The sequence below is a fragment of the Microbulbifer maximicatervae (SeqCode) genome (assembly GCF_052467305.1).
Map to the genome: position 1 here is coordinate 2,386,400 of NZ_CP174306.1, position 26,254 is coordinate 2,412,653.

At 51.1% G+C, this 26,254-nt stretch carries 21 protein-coding genes; 6 read left to right on the forward strand and 15 right to left on the reverse strand.

The features are described from left to right. Window positions 1-25 precede the first annotated feature (25 nt). Window positions 26-1,279 carry an MFS transporter gene (locus ACJJI4_RS10525; RefSeq protein ID WP_444928040.1) on the reverse strand — a complete coding sequence of 418 codons (1,254 nt, stop codon included), beginning with the start codon at window positions 1,277-1,279 and terminating at the stop codon, window positions 26-28. Window positions 1,280-1,356: 77 nt separating this feature from the next. Between ACJJI4_RS10525 and ACJJI4_RS10530 the strand changes: the two genes are divergently transcribed. Further along, entirely contained in the window at window positions 1,357-2,604 is a 1,248-nt protein-coding gene (locus tag ACJJI4_RS10530) for an ArsB/NhaD family transporter (RefSeq protein WP_413662211.1), read from the forward strand. A gap of 9 nt (window positions 2,605-2,613) precedes the next feature. On the opposite strand, the gene ACJJI4_RS10535 is transcribed toward ACJJI4_RS10530, so the two are convergent. The 4 genes from ACJJI4_RS10535 to ACJJI4_RS10550 all read right to left on the reverse strand — a co-directional run bounded on the left by ACJJI4_RS10535 (window position 2,614) and on the right by ACJJI4_RS10550 (window position 8,278). Continuing rightward, complete coding sequence (locus tag ACJJI4_RS10535) at window positions 2,614-3,108, reverse strand: DUF411 domain-containing protein (RefSeq protein WP_444897506.1); 495 nt, start codon at window positions 3,106-3,108, stop codon at window positions 2,614-2,616. Further along, the gene (gene egtD, locus ACJJI4_RS10540; RefSeq protein ID WP_444928041.1) at window positions 3,092-4,060 is read right to left on the reverse strand and encodes an L-histidine N(alpha)-methyltransferase; all 969 of its coding nucleotides are present in this window, start codon (window positions 4,058-4,060) and stop codon (window positions 3,092-3,094) included. The genes ACJJI4_RS10535 and egtD overlap by 17 nt, the downstream gene beginning before the upstream one ends. A 2-nt stretch (window positions 4,061-4,062) precedes the next feature. Beyond that, on the reverse strand, window positions 4,063-5,367 hold the full coding sequence (gene egtB / locus ACJJI4_RS10545) for an ergothioneine biosynthesis protein EgtB (RefSeq protein WP_444928042.1): 1,305 nt from the start codon (window positions 5,365-5,367) through the stop codon (window positions 4,063-4,065). A gap of 361 nt (window positions 5,368-5,728) precedes the next feature. Continuing rightward, on the reverse strand, window positions 5,729-8,278 hold the full coding sequence (locus ACJJI4_RS10550) for a TonB-dependent receptor (protein ID WP_444928043.1): 2,550 nt from the start codon (window positions 8,276-8,278) through the stop codon (window positions 5,729-5,731). 355 nt (window positions 8,279-8,633) lie between these two features. On the opposite strand from ACJJI4_RS10550, the gene ACJJI4_RS10555 reads away from it, so the two are divergent. Continuing rightward, window positions 8,634-10,931 carry a penicillin acylase family protein gene (locus ACJJI4_RS10555; RefSeq protein WP_444928044.1) on the forward strand — a complete coding sequence of 766 codons (2,298 nt, stop codon included), beginning with the start codon at window positions 8,634-8,636 and terminating at the stop codon, window positions 10,929-10,931. Window positions 10,932-10,953: 22 nt separating this feature from the next. Here ACJJI4_RS10555 and ACJJI4_RS10560 read toward each other — a convergent pair whose 3' ends face one another. From ACJJI4_RS10560 to ACJJI4_RS10595, 8 genes are all read right to left on the reverse strand, one after another. Further along, window positions 10,954-11,217 (reverse strand): hypothetical protein, encoded by a 264-nt coding sequence (locus ACJJI4_RS10560; protein ID WP_444908100.1) that lies wholly within the window; start codon window positions 11,215-11,217, stop codon window positions 10,954-10,956. 64 nt (window positions 11,218-11,281) lie between these two features. Next, window positions 11,282-12,676, reverse strand: coding sequence for a siroheme synthase CysG (gene cysG, locus ACJJI4_RS10565; protein ID WP_444928045.1), 1,395 nt, complete (start codon window positions 12,674-12,676; stop codon window positions 11,282-11,284). 92 nt (window positions 12,677-12,768) lie between these two features. Further along, window positions 12,769-14,052 (reverse strand): serine--tRNA ligase, encoded by a 1,284-nt coding sequence (serS, locus tag ACJJI4_RS10570; RefSeq protein ID WP_282933066.1) that lies wholly within the window; start codon window positions 14,050-14,052, stop codon window positions 12,769-12,771. A 47-nt stretch (window positions 14,053-14,099) separates the two neighbouring features. Next, window positions 14,100-14,474, reverse strand: coding sequence for a fluoride efflux transporter CrcB (gene crcB, locus ACJJI4_RS10575; protein ID WP_282933067.1), 375 nt, complete (start codon window positions 14,472-14,474; stop codon window positions 14,100-14,102). Window positions 14,475-14,493: 19 nt separating this feature from the next. Then, entirely contained in the window at window positions 14,494-15,837 is a 1,344-nt protein-coding gene (locus ACJJI4_RS10580) for a replication-associated recombination protein A (protein WP_413662219.1), read from the reverse strand. Beyond that, window positions 15,830-16,441 (reverse strand): outer membrane lipoprotein periplasmic chaperone LolA, encoded by a 612-nt coding sequence (gene lolA / locus ACJJI4_RS10585; protein WP_282933069.1) that lies wholly within the window; start codon window positions 16,439-16,441, stop codon window positions 15,830-15,832. Before lolA ends, ACJJI4_RS10580 begins: the two co-directional genes overlap by 8 nt. Window positions 16,442-16,534: 93 nt before the next feature. Continuing rightward, the gene (locus ACJJI4_RS10590; protein ID WP_282933070.1) at window positions 16,535-18,877 is read right to left on the reverse strand and encodes a DNA translocase FtsK; all 2,343 of its coding nucleotides are present in this window, start codon (window positions 18,875-18,877) and stop codon (window positions 16,535-16,537) included. Between the two features lie 226 nt (window positions 18,878-19,103). After that, window positions 19,104-20,159 carry a methyltransferase domain-containing protein gene (locus ACJJI4_RS10595; protein ID WP_444913220.1) on the reverse strand — a complete coding sequence of 352 codons (1,056 nt, stop codon included), beginning with the start codon at window positions 20,157-20,159 and terminating at the stop codon, window positions 19,104-19,106. A 410-nt stretch (window positions 20,160-20,569) separates the two neighbouring features. Here ACJJI4_RS10595 and trxB point away from each other — a divergent pair, with 410 nt between their 5' ends. The 4 genes from trxB to infA all read left to right on the forward strand — a co-directional run bounded on the left by trxB (window position 20,570) and on the right by infA (window position 23,354). Next, entirely contained in the window at window positions 20,570-21,517 is a 948-nt protein-coding gene (gene trxB, locus ACJJI4_RS10600) for a thioredoxin-disulfide reductase (RefSeq protein WP_444928046.1), read from the forward strand. 88 nt (window positions 21,518-21,605) lie between these two features. Then, window positions 21,606-22,298: a leucyl/phenylalanyl-tRNA--protein transferase gene (gene aat, locus ACJJI4_RS10605; RefSeq protein ID WP_444928223.1), complete on the forward strand. Its 693-nt coding sequence runs from the start codon at window positions 21,606-21,608 to the stop codon at window positions 22,296-22,298. Continuing rightward, complete coding sequence (locus ACJJI4_RS10610) at window positions 22,291-23,010, forward strand: arginyltransferase (RefSeq protein WP_413662222.1); 720 nt, start codon at window positions 22,291-22,293, stop codon at window positions 23,008-23,010. Before aat ends, ACJJI4_RS10610 begins: the two co-directional genes overlap by 8 nt. A gap of 125 nt (window positions 23,011-23,135) precedes the next feature. Beyond that, window positions 23,136-23,354, forward strand: coding sequence for a translation initiation factor IF-1 (gene infA / locus ACJJI4_RS10615; RefSeq protein ID WP_010130378.1), 219 nt, complete (start codon window positions 23,136-23,138; stop codon window positions 23,352-23,354). A gap of 96 nt (window positions 23,355-23,450) precedes the next feature. Here infA and clpA read toward each other — a convergent pair whose 3' ends face one another. Next, on the reverse strand, window positions 23,451-25,730 hold the full coding sequence (clpA, locus tag ACJJI4_RS10620) for an ATP-dependent Clp protease ATP-binding subunit ClpA (protein ID WP_413662223.1): 2,280 nt from the start codon (window positions 25,728-25,730) through the stop codon (window positions 23,451-23,453). Between the two features lie 134 nt (window positions 25,731-25,864). Beyond that, a complete protein-coding gene (clpS, locus tag ACJJI4_RS10625) occupies window positions 25,865-26,245 on the reverse strand; it encodes an ATP-dependent Clp protease adapter ClpS (RefSeq protein WP_413662224.1) in 381 nt (126 codons plus the stop codon). Window positions 26,246-26,254: the final 9 nt, after the last annotated feature.

Here is a 26,254-nt window from a genome sequence, read left to right on the forward strand (position 1 = left end):
TCAGTAGTCGAAACAACCGGGGCTATCAGTTTCCTGCTGATGGTTTAGGGATTGTTGCCCCTTTCGTTTCTGGGACAAAAATCAGAAAAAATGTACCGGCGATCAGAGCAATAGCTCCCAAAGTAAGAAAAGCAACGCCATAGCCAAAATACTGAACAATATATTCCGCAGAAAAATTACTACATGCCGAACCAATTCCCACCAAGGCGGCCATAGCGCCCTGAGTAACATTGAAACGGCCCGTACCACGTGTCAGGTCGGCACACATTAAAATAATAATGACGCCAAATATACCATTAGCCACGCCATCCAGGGATTGAATTGCTACCAGGAAGTACGGATTGTCCGTAGACATAAACAACAGCGCCCGTACCGGATTGATAAAAAAACCGATAAGGAAGATTAGCTTGCGCCCCCAGGTATCCGCTTTGGCCGCACACAGAAAGGACATCAGCATCATCATAAACTGGGCGGCGATGATACAAGCTGATGTAAAGGCAATAGCTATATCGGCATTCGAGTTAATCGACAGTTTCTGACTCACCAAGGGCAACATCGCGGCATTGCCAAAGTGGAATAGAAACACGCTGACAGCCAAAGCGACCAGGCGCCTGTCAGACAGCAGTGACTTGAAGCCCGACGGCTGTGCTTTGCCCTCTAGATCCTTGTGCTCTCCGCCCCGAGCACGAATATGATCGATAGATTTTCCCGGAATAAAGGCTACCGAGATCGCCATAAGGGCACCCATAACCGCCATCAACCAGAACACCCCCTGCCCGGAAATAGTCAGGGCAAGAATCGCTGCAAGCCCAGCAGCAAAGACATTGCCCGCATGATTGGAGGCCTGGTTGGCACTGGTTTGATAGGTAAAGTTCTTATCGCTGGTAACCCCGAGTGTGATTGCCGCAATAGAAGGAGCCACGAAAGCAATTGCGCCTCCCATCAAAACCTGAGAGAGATAAATCAATGGCTTGTGGCTGGTAAATTCCACAATAGTGATAGAAACAACACCGATAATGATCCCGCAAGTGGCAATAAGCCCTCTCTTAAAGCGAGTACTATCGATAAATGCGCCAGCAGGTGTCTGCAGCAGTACAGTGGTTACCCCGCCAATTGCCAGGACAACCCCAATATCTCCCGGCTTCCAGTGCATGGCTGAGAGCAGGTAAATAGCCAGGTATGGTCCCAAACCCGCAACCACATCTCCAGCAAAGAAATTCGTAAAGAGAAGAGGTTTGTTTAAACTCTTATGAATGGCCTTGTTGGCACTCTGCTGCACTGGATAGAGCCTCAGAAAAATAGCAATGCTGAAAACCAGAGTAGCAGTTGGGACTAGCGACACTCGGATAACGATAGATGTCTATCAGCTTAACCGTCTCGGCAATCATCTTTATCCTAATAGCCGTGCGCCAATGGCTACCATCTGCCGTTCGTATCTGGCACATCATGACCCTTGGCGCAGTAGCACTTTTGGCCTTGAGGCAAATCACACTTAAAGACGCATTCTTTGCTGTAGATTGGGATTTAATCCTCTACTTATTCTCTGTATTTTCGATTGCATCCGCTCTGTACGACACAGGGATTTCAGCACAAATCAGCAGGCGAATACTCTCCCGTAAAAACCCCAATACCATACTGGCAAGCTATGTCCTGATCATGGCCGTCTGCGCCGCCCTTCTCACCAATGATGCTGCAGCAGTGATTGGTGTACCCATCGCTCTATTGATGGCTCGGGATATGAACTGGGGTGTTGTACCCCTACTTATTTTACTTTGTGCCACCGTAACGATCGGCAGCATGATCTCCCCAGTCGGCAACCCACAAAATATCTTGATTGCCAACGCAGGGCAGTTTGACAATATGTTTCTGGTATTTGCCGAGTGGATCTTTATCCCGGCAGCAATCACCATGCTGCTGTCGATTCTTTGGTTAAAAAGGTTTCTTAAAGTTGACGAACCCAGTCACAATGTAGGCATTCAGCATCGAGAGGACAATGAGATAGCACAAAAATGGCCACCTCTATTGTCGGCAGCCCTTCTGGTAATTCTAATAGCATTAGGCAGTGTACTTCATAACGTAGAAGGTATTTACCACCCAACCTTGGGTCAAATAGGCTTGGTCGCCTGCTCACCCATTTATCTGGCGAGTCATGAAAGAAGAAGAATACTGAGAGAAGTAGACTGGCCCACCCTCTTTTTCTTTATTTCTATGTTTATTGTGACCGGCTCACTACTCAAGTCCGGATCACTACAGTTTTTTCTGCACAAGAGCGGGATTAATCTGGCTGAACCTGAAACCGTAACTTTTGTCAGTTTTTTTGCCAGCCAACTGTTTTCCAATGTTCCCGTAGTGGAAATCTACCTGAATCTGCTACATGAACACGACACTCAAACACTTATGATGCTATCAGCCATATCTACAGTTGCTGGTAACCTATTTATAATCAGCGCAGCCAGCAATGTAATAGTGCTGCAGCAGGCGGAAAAATTTGGTGTGCAACCATTTAACTTCTGGCAGTTCTTTTTATTGATGTTGCCGGTAAGTGTTATCAGTGTGGCAGCGAGTTATCTCTATATTATTTGGTACAGCTCGCTACAGACCTAAAAACAAGAGCTAACTCTGGGGCTTCTCGACTCGGACAAAGGGGCGATAGTCTCCCCCTTCCAGCAGCAGATAAATATTGTAAGGTTCAAACTTTCCATCCACTTCCATTCCTGGGCTACCAACGGGCATCCCGGGTACTAATAGACCGATTCCATCCTCTGGAGGAGAGGAAATAAATTGCAGGATATGTTTGACGGGAACATGGCCTTCAAAAACATATTTGTTGTGCCACACCGCCGTATGGCAACCCTCCATCCCCCGAGGAACACCCCATTGCTGCCGAATTTTGGCCATATTCAGCTCAGAACTGGTAGATACGGCAATGTCGTTACCCCGTAGATAATCCACCCATTTGTTACAACAGAAGCAAAGCGGATGTTTATACACAATAAAACTATCGGCATCCCACTGTTTTTTTTCCTCCGCACCAGCAAAACTTGCTGGTGCGGCCAATATCACCAGTGAGAAAAGGAGACCTAAAACCTCCCTAGATAGCCTGGGCATAGTGAATAGCATAAGATTCAGAGGAATCAGTCCAGTGGCGAACAGGTTTAAAGCCGCCTTTCATCAACAGGGTATTAAAACTACTCACTTTATATTTATGGCTATTCTCGGTATGAATAGTCTCCCCTTCCGAAAAGACGATTTGTTCCCCAGCGATTGCGACGTTCTGATCCCGGAGGCTAACTAAATGCATTTCTACGCGTTGTCGCAATGGCTGATAGAAGGCGCGATGAGAGAAAGATGACAAATCAAAGTTGCCTCCCAACTCACTGTTAATTCGTTGCAGGAGGTTCTTGTTAAACTGCTCCGTAATATGCTCACTATCGTGATACGCCCTCTCCAGCACAACTGAATCTTTAACTAAATCAGTTCCGATAAGCAGGCCGTCTCCCGCTCTCAAATTTGCCGCAAACGTCTCCAGCAATTGCTCCGCCCTATCCGGCTCAAAGTTTCCAATTGTCGAACCAGGAAAAAACACCACACGTTTTTTTGACTCAATATTCGACAGATTGTCCCATACTTCGGCTTGAGTAAAGTCACCCACTTCCGGCCAGATAGAAATATGAGGTAAGCCTTTTTTAATTCGTTGCCCCGCCAGATAGAGAATCTCCGGGGAAATATCGATGGGATAGTATCCGCTAGGGCTTTTTAATAGATGCAGTAGGCCCTCTACTTTTTCGCAGTTGCCTGCACCGGGCTCCACCAGTAGTGCCCCTGGGCCAATTTCCTCAGCAATATCCGGTAGATACTGACTGAATATCTTCGCCTCAGTACGGGTTAAATAATAATCGTCTACATCACATATTTTCTCGAATAACTGAGAGCCAAGTTCGTCGTATAGGTATTTACACGGTAGTGTTTTCTGATCTCCGGCCAACCCCCGTAACACATCATTGAGAAATTCATGGTCTTGTTGTGAACTTTCCTGCATCGATGATACGGCTGCTTTCACATTTAGTCTCCTGCCAAACGGATACCGGTAAATTGCCACGACTGGTGTGGATAAAAGAAGTTGCGGTAACTGATCCGGATATGGTCAGCCGGGGTTGCAAAAGATCCACCGCGAAGAACCTTTTGGTTACACATAAACTTTCCGTTGTACTCCCCTACTGCATCCTCCCGGGCTCTGAAGCCCCGATAAGGTAAGTAAGCGCTGGAAGTCCACTCCCACAAATCCCCTAAGAACTGCGTTTGCCCCCGCTGCGCCTGCAATGGCCTAAAGTGACGTTTTTCCAGGAAATTAGCTGATGCCATCTGATTCGGCTGGCGTAAATGGCAAGCAGCTGCCTCCCATTCAAATTCAGTAGGCAATCGTTTTCCAGCCCAGGTTGCGAAAGCATCTGCCTCATAGAAAGAAAGATGGCAGACAGGCTCAGCTGGATTTAAGGGTAGCAACCCATAGAGGGAGTACTGATGCCAACCATCACTGTTCAGCCGCCAATAGGATGGGTGCTTTTGCTGATTTTTCTGCAAATGCAGCCAACCATCCGAAAGCCACAGCCGATGCTGTTCATAGCCACCATCCTCTATAAATTCAAGGTACTCCCCATTAGTAACCAATCGGGAGGCAATCACAAAGTCATCGATAAACTGCTGATGCTCAGGGCCTTCATTATCAAAGCAGAAAGCATCCCCATCACTCCCTATCCCATAGAAGTCCTTGGGTATGCTCAACCATCGCAAAGGTTCCAGCGCCCCGTCTTCATCTTCAGGAAACATATCCCTGTATGCCGGTGCCATGGGGTTAGTTGACAGCGCATGCTTGATATCGGTCAATATCAATTCCTGGTGCTGCTGCTCATGATTCAACCCCAGCTGGACCAACGCGGCCAAATTTTCAGGAATCGGGTACTCACTGAGCATCCGGTGCATGGAGTCATCGATAAACTTTCGATATTCATAAACCTGGGCACTATCCGGACGCGAAATTAGCCCCCTGTTAGGGCGTGCAAAGGGGGTACCCAAACTGTTGTAGTAAGAGTTGAACAGGTGGTTGAAGTGTGGGTTAAATGTTTGATATCCCCGCAACCGGTTGGCAAGGATAAAGGTCTCAAAGAACCAGCTCGTATGTGCTAAATGCCATTTGGTAGGACTGGCATCCGGCATAGACTGTAGCTGCATATCCTCCGGGGATAACGGCAACGCAAGATTCTCTGTCTCTGCACGAACTTTCTGGTAATCACTGAGAAGTTGATGTTGTACTTCCTCTAAAGTTACTTCACCGACGTGTATTGCCATATTAGTAATCAACTGCGACACATTTCTTCTCTATTGAAATCATCATACGCAGTTTTAGGTGTAAACCTAGAGGCTAGCTATTCAACAGAAGGGTATATGCGCCAGTTTATTTTTCTCTTGAAGGGTCAATAAAAAAAGGGCCGGATAAACCGGCCCACTCTCTCGTCATGCTGACAGGAATAACTTAATAAAATAGAGCAAAAATTGTTTTATGTACTATTTCTTTCAAAATTTAGACGCAATTTTCACAGTCTAAACGTTTTTTATAGACTACTGCCGGAATAAGGGGCTCTAAATAATCCCACAATACCCTTGTAGCCTTTAAATGCCCTCCCAAGGTCGACAACAGCACATCCCTGTGCCGTATTAACCCATGGGTTAATTAAAATCGGACAGTTAAATCCGCACCGTACATTCTCGGCATAAAGCGCCAAGCGGGACTGGCACCAATGGCTGCACCGGTACCACCATAGCCGCCAGCGATTTCTTCATCCGTCAAATTTTGTATCCAGAGCGCTAATGAATAACTATCTGAAGGGCTGTTCCAGGCCGCCCGCAGGTTGAATAACTGATAGTCTTCCACGATACGTGTCCGGTCAGTAATCGAACCAATTCGCTCATCTGTCCAGTTGTAATCGCCACGGAAAATAAACTCCCCGCCAGATGCAAGGTCCACTGTGTATTCAGCCATTAGGTTGAATTTATTCTCTGGCGTTGATACCCGAGACTGGCCTACTTTCGAGTCCTCTTCAGTCTCACCAATAGCTTCGATGATCTGATAGTCAGTAAACTCTGTATCCAGGTAGGAGTAATTACCGGCAATAAACAAGCTCTCTGTTACTGCCCACTGCACTTCGATCTCCGCCCCAGTGCCCTCTGCATCCGAATTCCGCAAGTTATAACTGGGAATAGGAGTACCCACCAGATCCAACTCCTGCAAATTGTTGTATTCGTAGGTGTAAATAGAGGTATTCAAGCGTACTCGGTTGTCGAACAGGCTGCTCTTAAGACCAACCTCCAGGTTAACGACATCTTCCTGATCGAAAGATGACTCAACCCCGGGACCAAAGTTAAGACTATTGAATCCACCGGCTTTAAAACCATCCGCCAGGGAGACATAGGTCATCACATCGTCATTCCAGCGGTAATCCAGCACTATACGACCGGAAAGGTCGCTCCAGCTATCACTCAATTTGGAGTCCAAAACCGGCTGGCCATTGTTGAAAAACACAATACCAAACAACTGGGACCCCAAATCGACCTCAGGCAGGGTTACAGTGCCGATTACGTTGCCATCTCCGTCAACCAAGCGCACATCTCCGCCGGATAGTGACAGAGGAATACTGTTGCCATAAGCCGTCTGGATGGTGAAATCTTTTTGATCGTAGGTATAACGAGCACCGACAGTCAGGTCCATCTTATCGGTAAGGCTCCAGGTCATGTCGCCGTAAATAGCACTGGAACGGTAATCACCTGTATTGCGAACACTCTCCCCCCAATGTGCATCCGAGGCTATCCAGGGGTTGAAGCCCGCCATCATCTGTCCGACTACATCTTCCGCATAGAGCATATCGCCGGTTATTCCAGCAGCGCCTAACTGAGCGAGTAATGCATCCACCTGGCCTGTTTGCAGCATCAGGTCATAGACAAAGGAAGCGCTGGCAATTCCCTCCAACCCCGCCTGCTGTAGCTGCGCACGGGTGATAACCGCTAAGTCCTCTTGCTCGGTTTGGGTCAGGTCCGGATAGGCAGCCTTTACCCCTTCATAAACGGCAAAGGATTCCACCGATCCGGTAGTGAAATTGGCATAAGTGGTGTGATCCACCTCTTCTTCGGAGTAAGAAGCTCCCAGAGTCCATTTGATAGTATCTGTAGCACCATTGAGACGGAATTCTTGAGAGAACTGGCTTTGATCATCAGTATTAGCTGACCCAAACATATAGTCCGGGTTGGCGGTACCATCCTCATCCTGCTGCAGGTGGGCATCGAATTCGCTGTAGGCAGTAATCGAAGTAAAAGTGAAATTATCGAAATCTTTGGTAATTGTCAGTGATGTGCCAAAGGAATCACGATCCTCAATGGTCGGGGTATCCAGGGCGTAGTCGCCAAAAACATCCGTTTCATCTTTAAGGCTGGGCACTATGGTTGTTCGCAAAGCGCTGCCTTGATCCATAATCCCGTAATTGGCGCGCCACAGCACCTCGGTATCCGTCGCCGGCTCCCACAACACAGAGGCGCGGTAGGTCTGAGTATCCTGATCCCCTACAGAGAATCCATTTGCTAAATTATCGGCAAATGGATCGCGACGATTTGTCGACGCCGAAAAACGACCATACAGGTTGTCACTAATTTGGCGATTAACCAAAAGATCCGACGACTGGCGCCCATAATTACCGGCAGTTAGATTTAATTCCGTAGAGTCATCCGCCTGCGGTTTGGTGGTAATAATGTGGATCGCACCACCGGTGGCATTGCGACCGAATAGTGTACCCTGCGGCCCTTTGAGGACTTCAACCCTCTCAATATCGGTCAGCGGTATCTCGGCACCTGCACTGCGGCCGGTATAAACCCCATCCACATAGACCGCCACTGCTGGATCAGAGCCTATGGTCCAGTCATTAGTTTGCACTCCGCGAATACTGTACGTTGGCTGCAGGGCGGTATCATTGTGCATTTCCACGCCCGGCGTATATTTCCCCAAGTCAGTCAAATTTTTGACACCGGCTTCTTTTATATTTTCCCCGGTGAAGGCGGAAATCGCGATAGGTACGTCCTGTAGGTTTTCCGCTCGCTTCTGCGCAGTAACGACAACCTCCTCAATTTCCGCAGCGTGAACGTGAGAGCCGACAGCGGTGAGGAAAGCAATGGTTCCAGAAAGAATGGAAAGATTGAATCTACGGTTTGTTACATCTCTACCAACATCGTGCATCATCGCGTCCTCGCGTTTATTGTTATACAGCCTGATGTTTTCGATTTCTTGTTGTTTTTGTTATTGCACGCCATCTTACGGTTGCGTTTTCATATTGAAAACCCTGCGATGACTTTTTTCTTGTGACCAGTCAGTTCTTCGAGAAATAGCAGTGAATGACAGGAAAATCCTATAATTTAAAGCTTGGGTTTTGTCACTAAAAGTTACTCTTTGTATCGCTTAGTAACTTTGCGAGTGAAATTAAAATTGCACAAAAAAGTGCTACCGACATTAACTCAGAGATTTTGCGGCCACCACAATGACAACATTTCCATTTCTCAAGCGGTATATGCCAGCAATAATTTTCAGCCTATTGGGTTTGATAATTATATTTTTAATTGGCTCCTGGATCTGGCTCCGACAGAGCTTGCCTTCTCTCGATGGAACCATTACCACGGGTGAATTAAAAGACCCGGTTGTTATCGAGCGCGATTCACAGGGAGTGCCATTAATTCATTCTGAAAACCGAAACAGTTCGGCCTTCGCATTGGGCTTTTTACACGCGCAGGAACGTTTTTTCCAAATGGATCTGTTGCGGAGAAGTTCTGCTGGGGAATTATCAGAATTACTGGGCGCATCCACTATAAAACACGATCAAAAGGTACGTTTACATCAATTTCGCCAGCGAGCAGAGCGAAACATTGCTGCGATGCCGACGGAACAAAAAGCCCTTCTGGATCAATATATCAACGGTATTAATTTCGGCCTCAACCAGCTTCCCGCAAAACCCTGGGAGTATTTGTTATTGGGTCAGGAACCGCGCCCCTGGAATTCTGCCGACAGCCTGTTAACGATCTACAGCATGTACCTGACGCTACAAAGTGAACGCGGTAGTTATGAACTTCGCGACACCGCTTTAGCCGAATTGCTTCCAGCAGATCTCTACGCTTTCTATTTTCCCCAAGGCGGGCGATGGGACGCACCACTATTTGGCGAAGCACGAGAAAAAGTCAGCCTCCCAGAAACGCCGATTTCTGCGCTTTTAGATGAACAGGACACTATCGTTTATCAGGCGATGGAGAGTGATGACAAAATTTACGGCAGTAATAACTGGGTGGTCGGCGGTAATTTGACAGCGCACGGTGGAGCCATTCTTGCCAACGATATGCACCTCGGGCTGAGTGTTCCCAATATCTGGTTCCGAGCAGGCTGGAGCATACCTGGCACCAACCGATTTGTCCGTGGCGTAACCCTTCCAGGCGGCCCAATTATGGTTGCCGGAAGCAACGAATTAGTTGCCTGGGGATTTACCAACACCGGGGGCGACTGGAGTGACCTGATTCCACTGGAACTCAGCGAAGACGGCAATCAATATAAAACGCCTGAAGGCTGGAGGAATTTTGCCTATGAAACAGAATCTATCGCCGTCAAAGGCAGCGACCCAAAAACCATAGAAGTTCGCACAACTATCTGGGGTCCCGTTATCGGTACAAACCACGATGGCGTTCCTCTCGCATTCCGCTGGGTTGCTCACGACACTCTGGGCGGCAATATGAACTTGATTGATATGGAAGTTGTTCGTACCGCCGAAGAAGCTCTGGAGCTTGGCCCCACCATAGGCATCCCCCACCAGAACCTAGTGGTTGGCGATAGTAACGGCAATATTGGTTGGACTGTGGCTGGCGCTATTCCCAAGCGAGTCGGGTTTGATGGCAGTCGATCAGTCAGCTGGGCAGATGGTAGTGCCTATTGGGACGGTTATTTAAGCCCCCAGGAGCACCCCCGCCTGTATAACCCAGAGTCAAGCCGAATCTGGAGTGCCAACGCTCGAATCGTTGATGGGGACTATCTCAAACTCATGGGCAACCACGGCTATGCGCTCGGCGCACGTCAGCAACAAATTCGCGAACGGCTTTTCGCTCAAGAAAAATTCAATGAGCAGGACCTTTTAAATATCCAGCTCGACGATCAGGCAGTTTTTCTCGAGCGGTGGCAGCAACACCTCCTCACCTTACTTGAAGATCAGCAAGACTACCGCGAGGTATATATACAGATTCAAAATTGGGGAGGCCGAGCCGCCATCGACTCCGTAGGCTATCGCATCGTTCGCAACTATCGCCTGAAGTTGATGGAGCTTACGACAGCGCCCATTTTGACTTACATGCGCCGCTATCAGCCCAAGTTTTCTTTCGGCCAACTCAAGCGCCAATTTGAATACCCACTTTGGGAAATGGCTCAGCAAGAGCCAAAACAGCTTCTCAACCCGGATTTTGAATCCTGGAACGCGATAAAGCTCGCCGCTCTGGATCAAGTACTGGAAAAAATGAATCGCAGCAATCAGCCCCTTAAGCGTCAATCCTGGGGTGCTGAAAATACGGCAAAGATCCAGCATCCACTGGGCAAAGCAATACCACCGCTGAACTGGTTCCTGGCAATGCCTGCGGAGCCTCTCGCAGGAGATACCCATATGCCCCGCTTCCAGTCTCCCACTCATGGCGCATCCCAGCGCTTAGTGGTTTCACCGGGCCGGGATGCAGACGGTATTTTCCATATGGCCACAGGTCAAAGTGCTCATCCACTCTCACCATTTTTCGGCAACGGCCATCAGGATTGGGTAAAGGGAAACACTTCATCATTTATTGAACGCGAGCCTCGCTACCGACTCACGTTAAATTAGAGGTACCGCAGGGACGCTAAAGTCAGGCAGTCTCATCGAGAATTGCAAAAGACAGAAACGTGGTGAAGAAGGCAAGACTCACAACGAAAGGCAGCACTGGAAAGCACAACATCAGTGCCGCCGATGTAATCCAGAGATTTCTCACCCAACTCTTCTTTTGCTGGTAGTGGTAGGTGTAGCGCCGGGTGTGACTGTCTAGCTGTGCAGGAATTGCTATTTCACGGACCGGTGGGAGAAAAAAGCGCACAGCATTGGTGCAATAAAAGCGAATAAATGCAAGCAGCATATTGAACACCACTCTGAGAGTACCTTTTCAGTATAGGTACTCTCGGCGTCATTGGGTCCCTGCCTTAATCCTCTCGATTTGGCTGATACCACTGAAGCTTTTCATGCAAGCTCACTACCCCACCAATGATGGTGAGTGTTGGCGCTCGAACTTCACTGTTTTCAGCAAGGGCCGGCAAGCTGCTCAAGTCACCGACAACTACTCGCTGGTCTCGCGTAGTGCCCTTTTCAACCAAGGCAGCCGGCGTATTCGCATCGAGCCCGTGTTTAATCAATTCAGCACAAATAGTTTGTAACCCCGTAAGCCCCATATAGAAAACCAGGGTTTGTGCTGGGCCCGCAAGTTCTTGCCAAGGGAGGTCCAACTCACCCTCTTTCAGGTGCCCGGTAATAAAGCGCACAGATTGAGCGTGATCCCGGTGAGTCAGTGGGATACCAGCGTAACTGGCACAACCAGAGGCCGCTGTTATTCCCGGCACCACCTGAAAGGGAATCCCCGCCTCTGACAATTTATCTATTTCCTCACCGCCTCGACCAAAAATAAAGGGATCGCCTCCCTTAAGCCGCAAAACCTTTTTACCTTGGCTGGCCAGATCTACCAACAGCTGATTGATATCGTCCTGTGGCACCGCGTGGAAAGCCTTGCGCTTACCCACATAGATCCGCTCTGCATCCCGGCGCACCAACTCCATCACTTCCGGTGAAACCAGCCGATCGTAGAGCACCACATCCGCCTGCTGCATCAAGCGCAGTGCGCGAAAAGTCAGCAGGTCTGGATCTCCCGGACCTCCACCCACCAGGTAAACCTCACCCACCGGATTGGGGCTCCCCTGCCAGTCTTGTAGCGCATCCACCAGCGCCTGCTCTGCATCTGCTGGTTGCCCCGCCTCCATGCGATTGGCAACGGGGCCGGCAAAAACCCACTCCCAAAAATTCTTGCGGCGAGACTCTGGCAACGCTGCCTTAACCCTATCGCGCATTCGCGCCGCCAAAGTCACCAGCGGTCCCAGACCCGGCGATAGCAGAGCTTCGAGCTGAGCCCTGATTCTGCGCGCCAGTACTGGAGCCGCGCCGCCACTACTGATACCGATCGATAGATCTCCCCGCTCCACAATGGCCGGGAAAGTAAACGTGCACAACTCTGGCGCGTCCACCGCATTGACAGGTAGGCGCTGAGCCTGGGCATCGGCTGAAACCTGTGCATTCACGGACTCACTATCAGATGCAGCAACGACCAGCCCCGCTTTCTGTAAATACTCGCTCGAATAAACTGATTGAAACCATTCCCCACCAGAATCAGTCACCATTTGCTGAAGCTCATCGGTAATTTCCGGGGATACCACCAATATCTGTGCACCCGCTTTGTGCAATAAGCGAGCTTTACGGGTGGCAATGGAGCCGCCTCCAACAATCAAACAGGGATGATCTTTGACATCAAATGCGAGGGGTAAATAACGCAACTTCTTATTCCATCAAATAGCGGGCAAAGTGAAACTCATTACTACAAACAAAAAAGGGCGAACTCTACGCTCGCCCTTTTGGAGTGCTACGCTCAGGAAGCTGAGATCACTTCCTGGCCTCGCATATAGGGCCGCAATACTTCCGGCACCTCAATACTGCCATCCTCGCGCTGGTAATTTTCCAGAACAGCGATGAGGGTACGACCCACGGCAAGGCCGGAGCCATTCAGTGTATGCACCAATTCGGGCTTATTGGTTTCCGGGTTGCGCCAGCGTGCCTTCATTCGGCGCGCCTGGAAGTCACCTACCAGGGAGCAAGAGGATATCTCGCGGTACTTATCCTGGGACGGAATCCAAACTTCAATATCGTATGTCTTTCGAGCAGAGAAACCGATATCGCCACCGCAGAGAATCACTGTGCGGTATGGCAGGTTCAGCTTCTGCAAAATGGTCTCAGCATTTTGCGTCAGGGTTTCCAATGCCTCTTCAGACTGATCCGGACGCGCCACCCAAACCAGTTCTACCTTTTCAAACTGGTGCTGGCGAATCATGCCACGAGTGTCGCGGCCGTGAGAGCCAGCTTCAGAGCGGAAGCAGGTAGTGTGAGCAACCAATTTATGCGGCAGGCTAGCACTGTCTTCAACAATATGATCGCGATACATATTGGTGAGGGGCACTTCCGCAGTCGGGATCAGGTAGAAACCACGATCATCTTCGAGCTTGAACAGGTCTTCCTCAAATTTAGGCAGCTGGGAAGTGCCGTACAGGGAATCAGCATTCACAACAACCGGTACATTGGTTTCCTGGTAACCATGCTCTTCGGTGTGAGTATCCAGCATAAACTGTGCCAACGCGCGATGCAGACGCGCAACATCACCGCTCATTACTGCAAAGCGGGAGCCGGTTAGCTTCACTGCCATCTCGAAGTCAAGGCCACCAAGGTGTGTACCCAGGTCTACGTGGTCTTTAACTTCAAAGTCAAAAGTACGCGGCTGGCCCCAGCGGCGAACCTCCACATTATCATCTTCACTCTCGCCTTCGGGCACCGAGGCATCCGGCAAGTTGGGAATCGCAGACAAGATTGCATCCAGCTCTCCCTGCAATTCTGTCAGTGCATGTTTGGCATCTTGCAACTCGCCACCGAGGGACTCCACTTCTTTCAAAAGCGGGGCAATATCTTCACCATTCGCCTTGGCACGGCCGATATTTTTCGACTTGCTATTGCGCTCGTTTTGCAAACTCTCGGTGCGCACCTGCAATTCTTTGCGGCGTTCTTCAAGGGCTTCAAGTTTGGCAGTATCCAGTTCTACACCGCGCTTTTTCAGGGCGGCGGCCACCTGGTCCATATCCGTGCGAATCAGTTTGGGATCGAGCATCGTTTCCAGTTCGCCTGTTATCAGGCTCCTACAACAGAGAAGTTAAATTAAAAATACCGTGTCGCCAAAGCGACAGCAGCAGCGGTGGCCAACAAACAACCAACAAGGCTGCCGACAATATAGCCAAGTGCCACCAGCGGCTGGCCATTGTGCCACAGTATCAGGCTTTCGAGGGAGAAAGTGGAAAAGGTTGTCAGTGCGCCAAACATGCCGGTCATCAACAGTAGACGCCATTCCTCCCCCAACATGGCGCGGTGAGCGATCAGTACATAAACAATACCGATCAAAAAAGAGCCTGTTAAATTGACAATGATGGTTCCTAGCGGAAACCGACCCTCAAATACCGGAAAGCTCCAGATACTCACCAGGTGGCGAAGAACTGCCCCAAGTGCGCCGCCCAGGGCGACTGCCAGCCACTGCATTTAGCTGCTTCCTTTCTATCTATTTAGAGTTTCTGTAACGCTGCCTGTCACTCTCGCGATTCAGTCGGCGCAGAGTCTGCAATTTTTCTGAAATTTTTAACTCCAGCCCTCGGGGAACCGGCTGGTAGTACTCGCGCTCAGCAATCTCTTCGGGGAAGTAATTCTCTCCCGCAGCAAAAGCATCGGGTTCGTCGTGGGCGTAGCGATACTCCGCACCGTGGGACAGGCTTTTTGCCAGTTTGGTAGGGGCATTGCGCAAATGCACTGGCACTTCATAACTGGGCTCGCGACGAACATCCGCCACGGCACGATTGTAAGCGGAGTAAACTGCATTGCTTTTTGCCGCAACCGCCAGGTAAGTAATGGCTTGGGCAATTGCCAACTCGCCCTCGGGACTCCCCAGGCGCTCCTGCACATCCCAGGCATTCAGCGACAACTGCAAAGCCCTCGGGTCCGCATTGCCGATATCTTCACTAGCCATACGCACGACACGGCGAGCGATATATAGCGGGTCGCAGCCTCCATCCAGCATCCGCACAAACCAGTAGAGCGCCGCATCCGGGTCAGACCCCCGCACTGATTTATGCATGGCGGAAATCTGATCGTAAAAATAATCGCCGCCTTTATCAAAACGGCGAACATCGGCACTGAGCACCTCGGCGAGCACGTCTTCATCGACAATCAGTCGCCCGGCCTCCTCTTTGGCCAGATCGCATGCCACTTCCAGCAAGTTCAAAGCACTGCGGGCATCCCCATCGGCAGCCCGGGCAATCTTGCCCAACACTTCCTCGGGAATGTTGACGCTCCGCTCGCGCAATTGCTGGTCGGTTTGCAGGGCGTAGCGCAGCAACCCCAACAACTCCTCTTCGGGAATACTGCGCAAAAGATAGACCCGACACCGGGACAGGAGCGCATTGTTCAACTCAAAAGCGGGGTTCTCAGTAGTCGCCCCGACAAAAGTCACGGTCCCCTCCTCCACGTAGGGAAGGAAGGCATCCTGCTGAGCTTTATTAAACCGATGCACTTCATCGACAAATAAAATAGTGTGTCGGCCCGACTGTATCCGGTGCTGTTCAGCTTCGGCCACCGCCTGGCGAATATCTTTCACTCCGGCGAGTACCGCAGACAGTGTGGCAAATCGAGCATCGCACTCTTCAGCTAACAACCGCGCAAAAGTGGTTTTGCCCACACCGGGTGGGCCCCACAAAATCATTGAGTGCAGTTGGCCGCGCTCTACGGCCTCCCGCAGAGGTTTGCCCTCCCCCAATAAATGCGACTGGCCCACATAGTGGGCCAGGGAATTCGGCCGCATACGGGCCGCGAGGGGTTGGTGGGTTTTGGGAGTATCGAACAGATCACTCATCTTTAATAATGTCAGTACCGGCCGGGGGCTTAAAATCAAATATAGAAGCGGATAGTTTTGGGTTCGCTTCCATACCACTGAACTGAATTTCAGTGGTTTGTCCCATACCATCGCGCACGGTCATTGCCGACGGCAAGCCATTTTTGGCAAATCGAATTTCCATGGCTTTAAAAGGGGCCGAGGGGTTCTTGGGGGTCAGGTGATAAACCCCTTCTTTCTGGCTCACATTAAACGAGCCTCGAATTTCCTCTACTTTGCCCCCCAGTAATAGGGCTGGGGTATCCTTAATACGAGCATCCACTGGGCGAACTGTCACCTGCTCCAGGTCCGGATCGTACAGCCAAAGCGTCTTGTTGTTTGTCACCAGTAACTGGGGATAAGGCTCACCGGTTTTCCAGCGCAATTTGCCCGGGCGCTGCACAGAAAAGCTACCATTGCTCTTTTGTGTGACCTCACCACGCTCGTCGATCAATGTCTGTTTGAAATTACCCGAAATCGCTTCCAACGGCTTGAGTAAATCGCTCAGGTCATCGGTGGCATCAGCCCAGGCCGCGCTGGCGGTAACACTGATTGAAAGCAGCAGACCCTGCAGAATTCTTTTCATAGTGGAGTCCCAACGTATTGATTTCCATAAAGATTAACCCCGACTAAGTGAACAGTGGCTTAACCCGCCACTGCTCCAAGGGCCAAACTCCTATCAGGCTGGCGGCGGTGCCAGCACCTCTCGATTGCCGTTGTGGCCCGCCGCAGATATCACCCCGGCAGCCTCCATGGCGTCAATAATTCGAGCCGCGCGATTGTAACCAATCCGCAGCTGACGCTGCACAGAGGAAATTGACGCCTTGCGAGATTTAGTGACGAAAGCTACGGCTTCGTCGTAGAGCGCATCGGCTTCAGGGTCTTCATCCTCACCGCCTTCAGACTGTAATCCAGGCACGGGGATACTGTTATTACTATCGTCGACAATACCATCGATATAATCAGGCTCACCGCGACGGCCCCAATCCGCGACAACTTTATGCACTTCGTGATCGTCGACAAAAGCGCCGTGGACACGAACGGGAACACCACTTCCAGGCGGTAAGTACAACATGTCACCATGACCGAGCAGCTGCTCCGCACCGCCCTGGTCGAGGATTGTGCGGGAATCCACCTTGGACGAAACCTGGAAACCGATTCGAGTAGGTACATTGGCTTTAATCAAGCCGGTAATAACATCTACAGATGGTCGCTGGGTTGCAAGTAGTAAGTGGATCCCAGCTGCACGGGCTTTTTGAGCGATTCGTGCGATCAGCTGTTCGACCTTTTTACCGACGATCATCATCATGTCGGCAAATTCATCAATCACGACAACAATGGCAGGCAGTGCTTTCAGGGCCGGTGCGGTTTGTTCATCTTCCGGCACGCTGGAGGCGGGATCTGGCTGCCAGATAGGATCGATCAGCGGCTCCCCGGCCTCTTCCGCCTCTTTCACTTTGCGGTTAAAGCCTGCGAGGTTTCTCACCCCCATTGCCGCCATCAACTTGTAGCGGCGCTCCATTTCTCCAACACACCAACGCAAACCATTGGCGGCATCGTTCATATCGGTGATGACCGGGGTCAACAAATGCGGAATGCCCTCGTACACAGAGAGCTCCAGCATTTTTGGGTCCACCAGAATCAGGCGGACCTCATCGGGCGTGGATTTGTACAGCAGGCTCAACAACATAACGTTGATACCCACGGATTTACCCGAACCGGTGGTACCCGCTACCAGCAAGTGAGGCATCTTGGCCAGATCAGCTACCACCGGCTGACCGGAAATATCGTGACCGAGCGCCAGAGTCAGTGGCGATTTGGCATTATCGTAGACATCTGCCGACAACACTTCACTGAGGCGTACCATCTGTCGATTTTCGTTAGGGATTTCGATACCCACAACCGACTTGCCTGGGATTACCTCAACCACACGCACACTGATCACCGCCAGTGAGCGCGCCAGGTCTTTTGCCAGATTGGAAATCTTGCTCACCTTTACGCCGGGAGCTGGCTGAATTTCAAAGCGGGTTACTACCGGCCCCGGCAGAACAGATACCACTTCGGCAACAACACCGAAGTCTTTCAGCTTAAGTTCCAACAGGCGTGACAGCGCTTCCAGGGATTCCCGGGAGAAACCGGCCTTCTTGTTTTGATCTGCTGGATCGAGAAGACCCAGCGGCGGCAGGGTTCCGGTAACCGGGCCACTCTTGAAAAGCTCTCGCTGTTTTTCCTTTGCTGCCCGAGGGCTCTGCTTCGGCTTGGGGGCTGCGGGCTCAATCTTCGGGGGAATTCGTTTGGCAACTCGCTGTTTCTCTTCCTCCACAGCGGCCTTGCGCACGACGATCGCCTCTCTGGCCACCCTCCGCTCATTGCGCTTTTGGCGCCAGCGTTGATAGAAACTGCCCAGCAAGGCAAAAAAGCCGAGCACATTCTTGCCGATTGCCTCTGCCAATTTGAGCCACGACAACCCCGTAAAAACAGTGACACCGATAGCAAATATCGCCAGCAGTAAAATGGTTGCCCCTACATAGCCGAGGCTAGAACCCAGGGCAGACGCCATCGCGCTACCGATGATGCCTCCATTGGTAAACGGCAGAGGGTTTTCTGCGGGATCAAAACAAAGAGTCGCCATTGCCGCCCCGCTGACAAGAACAAGCAGCAAGCCAAATACTCTCAAAGCAAATAGCGGCAAATGGAAGCGGGCATTGCGATCGCGAAGAATGTGATAGGCCCGCAGACCAATCAGCAAGGGGAACAGGTAAGCCATCCATCCGAGCAAAGACAAACACACATCTGCCAGCCAAGCACCGGCTGGCCCAATGGCATTGTGCACTTGTTGGGTACTGCCAGTTTGCGACCAGCCCGGATCTTCTGCGCTAAAGCTTAACAGGCTAATGGCGAGCAACAGGGCACCAGCCAGCAAACTGATCAGGGCCCCCTCGCGAACGAGTCGGGCGATCAATGAGTCTGGCAATGCATTGCTCTCTGCAGGGCTTTTTTCAGTTGCGCTTTCGGCCTTCAATGGCTTACCTCAATAATGCTGTACTTTTTATGTCCACATGAACTTGGCGGTGTCTACCTGGGACCTGAATCCCCATGCCGCCTGACAAAATTCTGTATTGCTTACAGAAGAAAGCAAATCAATCAGGCTATTTTACAATCTACGCTTTCAGATTGCGCCTTACGATCCCTGACACCAAGTAGTTTTTTGTCGTTTGGCGGCAGTATCGGAAAACCTGGAGCGATTCCTAGCCAGTATTCTCTTCTAAATTTATCGGTTTGTACGTGCGATAGATGCAATTTGGAATCATCATCGAGATATCCTGCCCTGAATCCTCCCAGCAAACCTCATCAATAATCGCCTGGGTAACTCTCTCGCGGAGGTAACTATTCAGAATTTCCAATTTGTATTGATCCCCGCCCAACTCTGTTTTTAATTTGTCTTGAGTACTGTCCCGGTAATAGGTTCTGGATACCCGCTCTGCTTGCGAAAAGCCTGCATCACTGAGCAATTGTAACAACTGGTCTTCCCGCAAAAAGAACCGATCCAAGAGCAACGATTCACGGTGTGTCAGCGCTGACAATTTTCGCTTTTGGGCACACAATAAATCTTGGACCCCGGCAGACGCCGGCATCAAGTCCCAAACCAACAGCGGACCTCCCGGCTTCAAAACCCGATAACACTCCTGGAGAACCAGGGGCTGATCTTTATAAGGCACTTCGTGCAGGCCCATTCTGATTGCCACAGCATCAAATAATTCACTGGGATATGGCAAGTTTCTTCCATCACCAATAGTGATATCGGCAGCTAGCAATTGAATATTTGGGTCAAGGTTTTCAAGCTGCGAAGGGTGGGAATCGCACAAACTACATTGAATAATAACCCCATGAGCTTTGGCAAACTTAAGCAGGTAGCTACTCAGAACTCCCCTGCCACACATCAAGTCGAGAACTCGACAACCATTGCTGAGGCCCAGCGCCATAGCAAACTTCTCGAGTTCTTCTGGCTCACCCGCGCAAGTAACCGCCCCACCTCCTGTATCACCATATCCATCAGAGACAATTTCACAGCGTATTTGCAAGTTGAGCGCGGTAAATAGATCCAGCAGTTGGGGTGGGCCATGTAAGCTTGCCCGGTGATCGCCATCGGGCTCCAGATCAATGGAAAAACGCAACGAATAACTATCGTCGATAATTTCGGCTACGAAAGCCTGGGCCTCCTCACTAAGGGTCAGAAAAGTTTTAGGATGCCCCAACTGCTCTCGCTTCAGGTTTAAGGGTATGAACTTTCTTTTATAGCGCATAACGATCCTCAACCCACTGGGGTTTGGGCACTTACTCGAAGTCACTGGCCTCTATGACGCTCACACACTCAATACATCTAACAATCCGTAATTTTAATTTGTGACACCCCATTCTCCCCCTAGCAGTGCCAGCAGCAGCTGCCCCAGATTGGAACTTTTTTACATTTTTCCAGCTCTTACGGCCAGCTATGGCGCAAACTCCGATTTGAGCCAAACCTCTAGCCAGGTCAAAGAGAGTTGAATAGGTACGATCAATCGAACAAATTAAGGCAAACTATTTCGCCGAATGGTAAATATCGCCTATTATATCGCCCAATTTAATAGTCTCGCCTGATCAAAAAATGGACGGGCATATGGACTCCCAGCCCATTGGGTAAACTTCGCAAATTGAGAGTTTTAAAGAGTACTTCATGAGCAATAACCATCATCGACTGATCATCCTCGGCTCAGGCCCTGCCGGCTACACCGCGGCTATCTACGCTGCACGGGCAAACCTGAACCCGGTTGTTATCACTGGTATGCAACAGGGTGGGCAGCTGACCACCACCACTGAAGTCGAGAACTGGCCGGGTGGTATTCCGGAGCTTCAAGGTCCGGACCTGATGGTGCAAATGCAGCAGCACGCAGAGCGCTTCGAGACAGAAATCATCTTCGATCACATCGAATCGGTTGACCTGAAACAGCGTCCTTTCACCTTGAAAGGCAACGAAACTTACACCTGTGACTCGCTGATTATCGCCACTGGCGCCTCAGCTCAGTACCTGGGCCTACCTTCTGAGGAAGCCTTCCAGGGGCGCGGTGTCAGCGCCTGTGCGACCTGTGACGGATTCTTCTATCGCGACCAGAAAGTTGCTGTTGTCGGTGGTGGCAACACCGCCGTAGAGGAGGCCTTGTACCTCTCCAATATCGCCAGTGAAGTGACCCTGATTCACCGCCGCGACGAACTTCGCGCAGAAAAAATCCTTCAGGACCGCCTGATGGATAAAGTGGAAAACGGCAACATCAACGTCTGCTGGCACAACACCCTGGACGAAGTGCTCGGTGACGATAACGGTGTAACTGGGCTTCGCCTGCGCAACACCCAGGATGACTCCACTACAGAGCTGGACGTTTCTGGTGTGTTTATTGCCATCGGTCACAAACCGAATACCGGTATCTTTGAAGGCCAGCTTGAAATGAATGGCGGCTACCTCATTGTAGAGAGTGGCCTGAACGGCAATGCCACCCAGACTTCTGTTCCCGGTGTATTTGCCGCAGGTGACGTATCCGACCATATTTACCGCCAGGCGGTAACTTCTGCGGGTACCGGCTGTATGGCCGCCCTGGACGCCGAGCGCTTCCTCGACGCCGAGAAGTAAGTCAAATCCCCGGGCAGAGCTTTTCTGCCCGGTATCCCCCTCTACCGACAGGAGTCAGATCGTGGCAGGGAATACCCAAAGCCGCCTGATGTGGCTCGACCACACCGTTGTAGACTTTCCCCCAACTGAATTCGCATTGGATGACCCCAATGGCTTGCTGGCGGCCGGAGGAGACCTGACTCCCGAGTGGCTGGTTGAGGCCTATCAAAGGGGGGTCTTCCCCTGGTATTCAGATGACCAGCCGATCTTGTGGTGGAGCCCCTCCCCTCGCTGCGTGGTTATCCCGCAAAACTTTCGTATTGGCCGCACTTTGCGCAAAGTATTGCGTCGAGGAACCTTTTCGGTCACCTTCGACCAAGCCTTTGCCGAGGTAATTGAGGCCTGTCGTGCCCCCCGGGCGGATGAAACCGGCACATGGATCACCGATGAGATGTGCGACGCCTATATCGATATGCACCATCAGGGATTTGCCCACTCTGTGGAGGTTTGGCGCGACAGTCAACTCGCTGGCGGACTCTATGGTATTGCGCTGGGGCGAGTGTTCTTTGGGGAGTCGATGTTTCACCGGGAGACAGACGCTTCAAAAGTCGCTTTTGTCCACCTCGTTCGGCAATTAGAATTGTGGGGCTGCCCACTGATCGACTGCCAGGTGAGCAATCCTCATCTCAGCAGCCTTGGGGCGGTGGAAATGTGTCGTAAGGATTTCGAACAACTGCTGGCAGACGGCGTTAAGCAGCCGCCTTTCCCGCAGCCCTGGAAGCTTTCGTGGACTTATGGGTAAATACTCTCAGCTGGATTCAGTGCGCCTACTGGCCACCCTGCCCCACCCCTGCGGTTACCTGCCGGATCGGGAGGCAACAACGGTGTTTGTCGATCCGCAAACAGAAGTGGATCAGCGTCTGTACAACCGTCTGTCAGAGCTGGGATTCCGGCGCAGTGGTGCCTACCTCTATCGCCCCCAGTGCGCGACCTGTCGCGCCTGTATACCGGCTCGCGTACCTGTGAGCCTGTTTGTCCCCGACCGCAACCAGAGACGCTGCTGGAAGCGCAACAAGGACCTGGACATATTCCATATCGAGTCCATCGATACAGATGAGCATTACGAACTCTACGCCCGCTATATCGAGCAGCGCCACGCCGATGGGGAGATGTACCCGCCCAGCCGGGAACAATACCGCAGCTTCCTGAGTCAGGCTTGGGGGTCTACTCGCTATATTGAGCTGAGAGCCCGCGGCAAGTTGGTGGCAGTGGCTGTAACAGATATCCTGACTGCCGGGTTATCGGCGATCTATACTTTCTTCGATCCCGATGAGGACAAACGGAGCCTGGGCAGTTACTGCATCCTCTACCAGATCGAATGGGCCCGGCGCTTGGGACTACCTAATCTCTACCTGGGGTACTGGATTGAGAAGTGCCACAAAATGGCCTATAAAAGCCAATTTCGCCCCATCGAAATGTTAAAAGAAAACCGCTGGAGCCTTAAATCGCTCTAGTTCAACACACTCTCCCTTTGCTCTATCTTGCCTTTTCGTGCAAAATGCTCGCCCGTCAAGCCGCGGCTAGGCCAAAGAGCCTCCGGGGTAAAGGTCTGATCAAGTTATTGTAAGGTTGCTGCCGCATGGCAAAAGACGATTATATTGAAATGGAAGGCGAGGTGATCGACACCCTGCCGAACACCACTTTCCGCGTAAAGCTGGAAAACGGACACGTGGTAATTGCGCATATCTCTGGAAAGATGCGTAAAAACTACATTCGCATTCTCACCGGCGACAAGGTGAAAGTGGAGCTGACTCCATACGACCTGAGCAAGGGCCGCATTACGTACCGCGCGCGCTAATTCGCTCAGAGGCCAAATTCCGCAAGGCAATTTGACCTGAAATAAAAAAGCCACCTCTCGGTGGCTTTTTTATTGCTTGGCTGAAGCTAATTTACTTTAGGCGGGCACCGCCGTTTTAATCGCTAGCTCATCATCTTCAATGGTGACGCAAACACGCCCTCCCTCTTCTGCCAACTCACCAAAGAGCACGGCTTCTGCCAGAGGCTTGCGCAGCTTATCGCGAATCAGACGGGACATAGGCCTCGCACCCATCTTCTCGTCATAACCCCGCACCGCCAGCCACTCTCGAGCCTCGTCATCAACAACCAGTGTCACCTTGGAGTCATCCAACTGGGCCTGCAACTCAACGATAAACTTATCCACCACCGTCTTCACCACATCCAAAGGCAGAGAACGGAATTGAATAATATTATCGAGACGATTGCGGAACTCCGGAGTAAACATCTTCTTGATCTCCTCCATTCCATCGGTGGAGTGATCTTGATGGGAGAAACCGATTGAACGACGGCTCATCACCTCAGCGCCCGCATTGGTCGTCATAATCAGGATGACATTGCGGAAGTCCGCTTTGCGGCCGTTGTTATCAGTCAGGGTACCGTGATCCATCACCTGTAAAAGCAGGTTGAAGACTTCGGGATGCGCTTTCTCAATTTCATCGAGCAGCACAACACTGTGAGGGTGCTTGGTGACAGAGTCTGTCAGCAAACCACCCTGGTCAAAACCCACATACCCAGGGGGCGCACCGATCAGCCGGGAAACTGTATGACGCTCCATATACTCGGACATATCGAAGCGAATCAACTCGATACCCATCACCTTCGCCAACTGGCGGCAGAGCTCTGTCTTACCGACTCCGGTGGGACCCGAAAACAGGAAGGAGCCGATGGGTTTCTCTTCAGAACCCAGACCGGCGCGACTCAGCTTAATCGCTGTACCCAGAGCATCAATCGCGCTGTCCTGCCCAAACACCACCATTTTGAGATTGTCATCCAGGCGTGATAACTGCTCCTTGTCAGAAGCAGACACACTCTTGGCAGGTATTCTCGCCATCTTGGCGATAACCATTTCAATCTCACAGACCCCAATAACCTCTTTGCGGTCCTCTTCAGGCAGCAAAGATTGGTAGGCTCCCGCCTCATCGATTACATCAATAGCCTTATCTGGGAGGAATCGCTCGGTGATATGACGACTGGATAGCTGCGCAGCAGCATCCAAAGCCCCATCGGTAAAGCGGACCTTGTGGTGATCCTCAAAGCAGCTTCTGAGCCCCTGCAATATTTGCACGGTCTCTTCCACTGAGGGCTCACTGACATCGATCTTTTGAAAACGGCGCGACAACGCGCGATCTTTTTCAAAGATACCGCGATATTCAGTAAAAGTAGTGGAGCCTATGCAGCGCAATTGACCGCTGGAAAGTAGCGGCTTAAGCAGGTTGGAGGCGTCCATGACGCCTCCTGAAGCGGCGCCGGCCCCGATGATGGTGTGGATCTCATCAATGAATAGTACGGCGTGCTCACGCTTCTTGAGCTCCGCCAGCAGCGCCTTAAAGCGCTTCTCAAAATCACCGCGATACTTGGTTCCCGCCAGCAGGGAGCCGAGATCCAGAGAGTAAATAGTGCTCTCTTTCAAAGGTTCGGGGATATCCTCATCGACAATACGCCGTGCCAAGCCCTCAGCAATTGCCGTCTTGCCGACACCGGACTCACCCACCAACAGTGGATTGTTCTTGCGGCGACGAGCGAGAACCTGCGTGACACGCTCCACCTCAGGTGCACGCCCCACAAGCGGATCAATACGGCCAAGAATTGCCTCTTGATTGAGGTTGGTGGCGTAGCTTTCCAGGGGGTCGGAACCACCTGGCTCAGCGCCCCCACTAATTTCCTCATCTACCTGCTCAGGTGCAGTATCGGAACCGTGATGGTGATTATTACCACTGGAGCCAACGCGGGAAATTCCGTGGGTGATGTAGTTAACTACGTCTATCCGGGCAACACTCTGCTGCTTCAAGTAGTAAACAGCCTGGCTCTCCTGCTCACAGAAAATGGCGACCAGGACATTAGCCCCTGTAACTTCCTTTTTACCGGATGACTGGACATGGAATACGGCCCTCTGCAGGACCCTCTGGAAACCCAATGTCGGCTGGGTTTCTCGATCTGTATCGGCCTCCGGGATCAACGGTGTTGTGGAGTCCACAAACTCCAGGAGTTCACGGCGCAATGCACTTAAATCCGCTCCGCACGCATGTAAAACATCTGCCGCGGATTCGTTATCCAAGAGCGCCAGCAATAGGTGCTCAACGGTCATGAATTCATGCCGTTTCGCTCGAGCACCTTTGAACGCTAGATTAAGCGTTACCTCTAAGTCCTTGCTGAGCATCTAAACCTCAAACCCTAATCGCCAATATTTCCCGCCGACTCCGCTGGTAGGCGCGCACCCTTCGCCGGCGTTTATATCCTGGCTGATTCCCTTCAGGTGACGGGACCCTTTGTTCAAAGCAGTTTTTGTCAGAATCAATCCTCTTTGCTTTCGTCCGCTTCAATTTCACATAACAGGGGATGCTCATTCTCTTGAGCGAACTGATTGACCTGTGCGGCCTTTGTCTCCGCTATATCCCGAGTATAGACACCACACACTGCTTTTCCCCGTGTGTGAACCTGCAACATTAACTGTGTGGCGCGCTCCCGGTTTACTGAAAAAAACAACTCCAAAGTCTCAACAACAAAATCCATGGGGGTGTAGTCATCATTGAGCATAACGACTTTATACATCGGCGGCCGCTTCAGCTGCGGCGGCGCTTCCTCAAGGGCCAACCCACCATCGAAATCATCGAAGTACGGGTTGTCTCCATCAGAGTCACTGGAGCTTAGTTTAATGATTCGCGAAGTACTCATAACAATTAT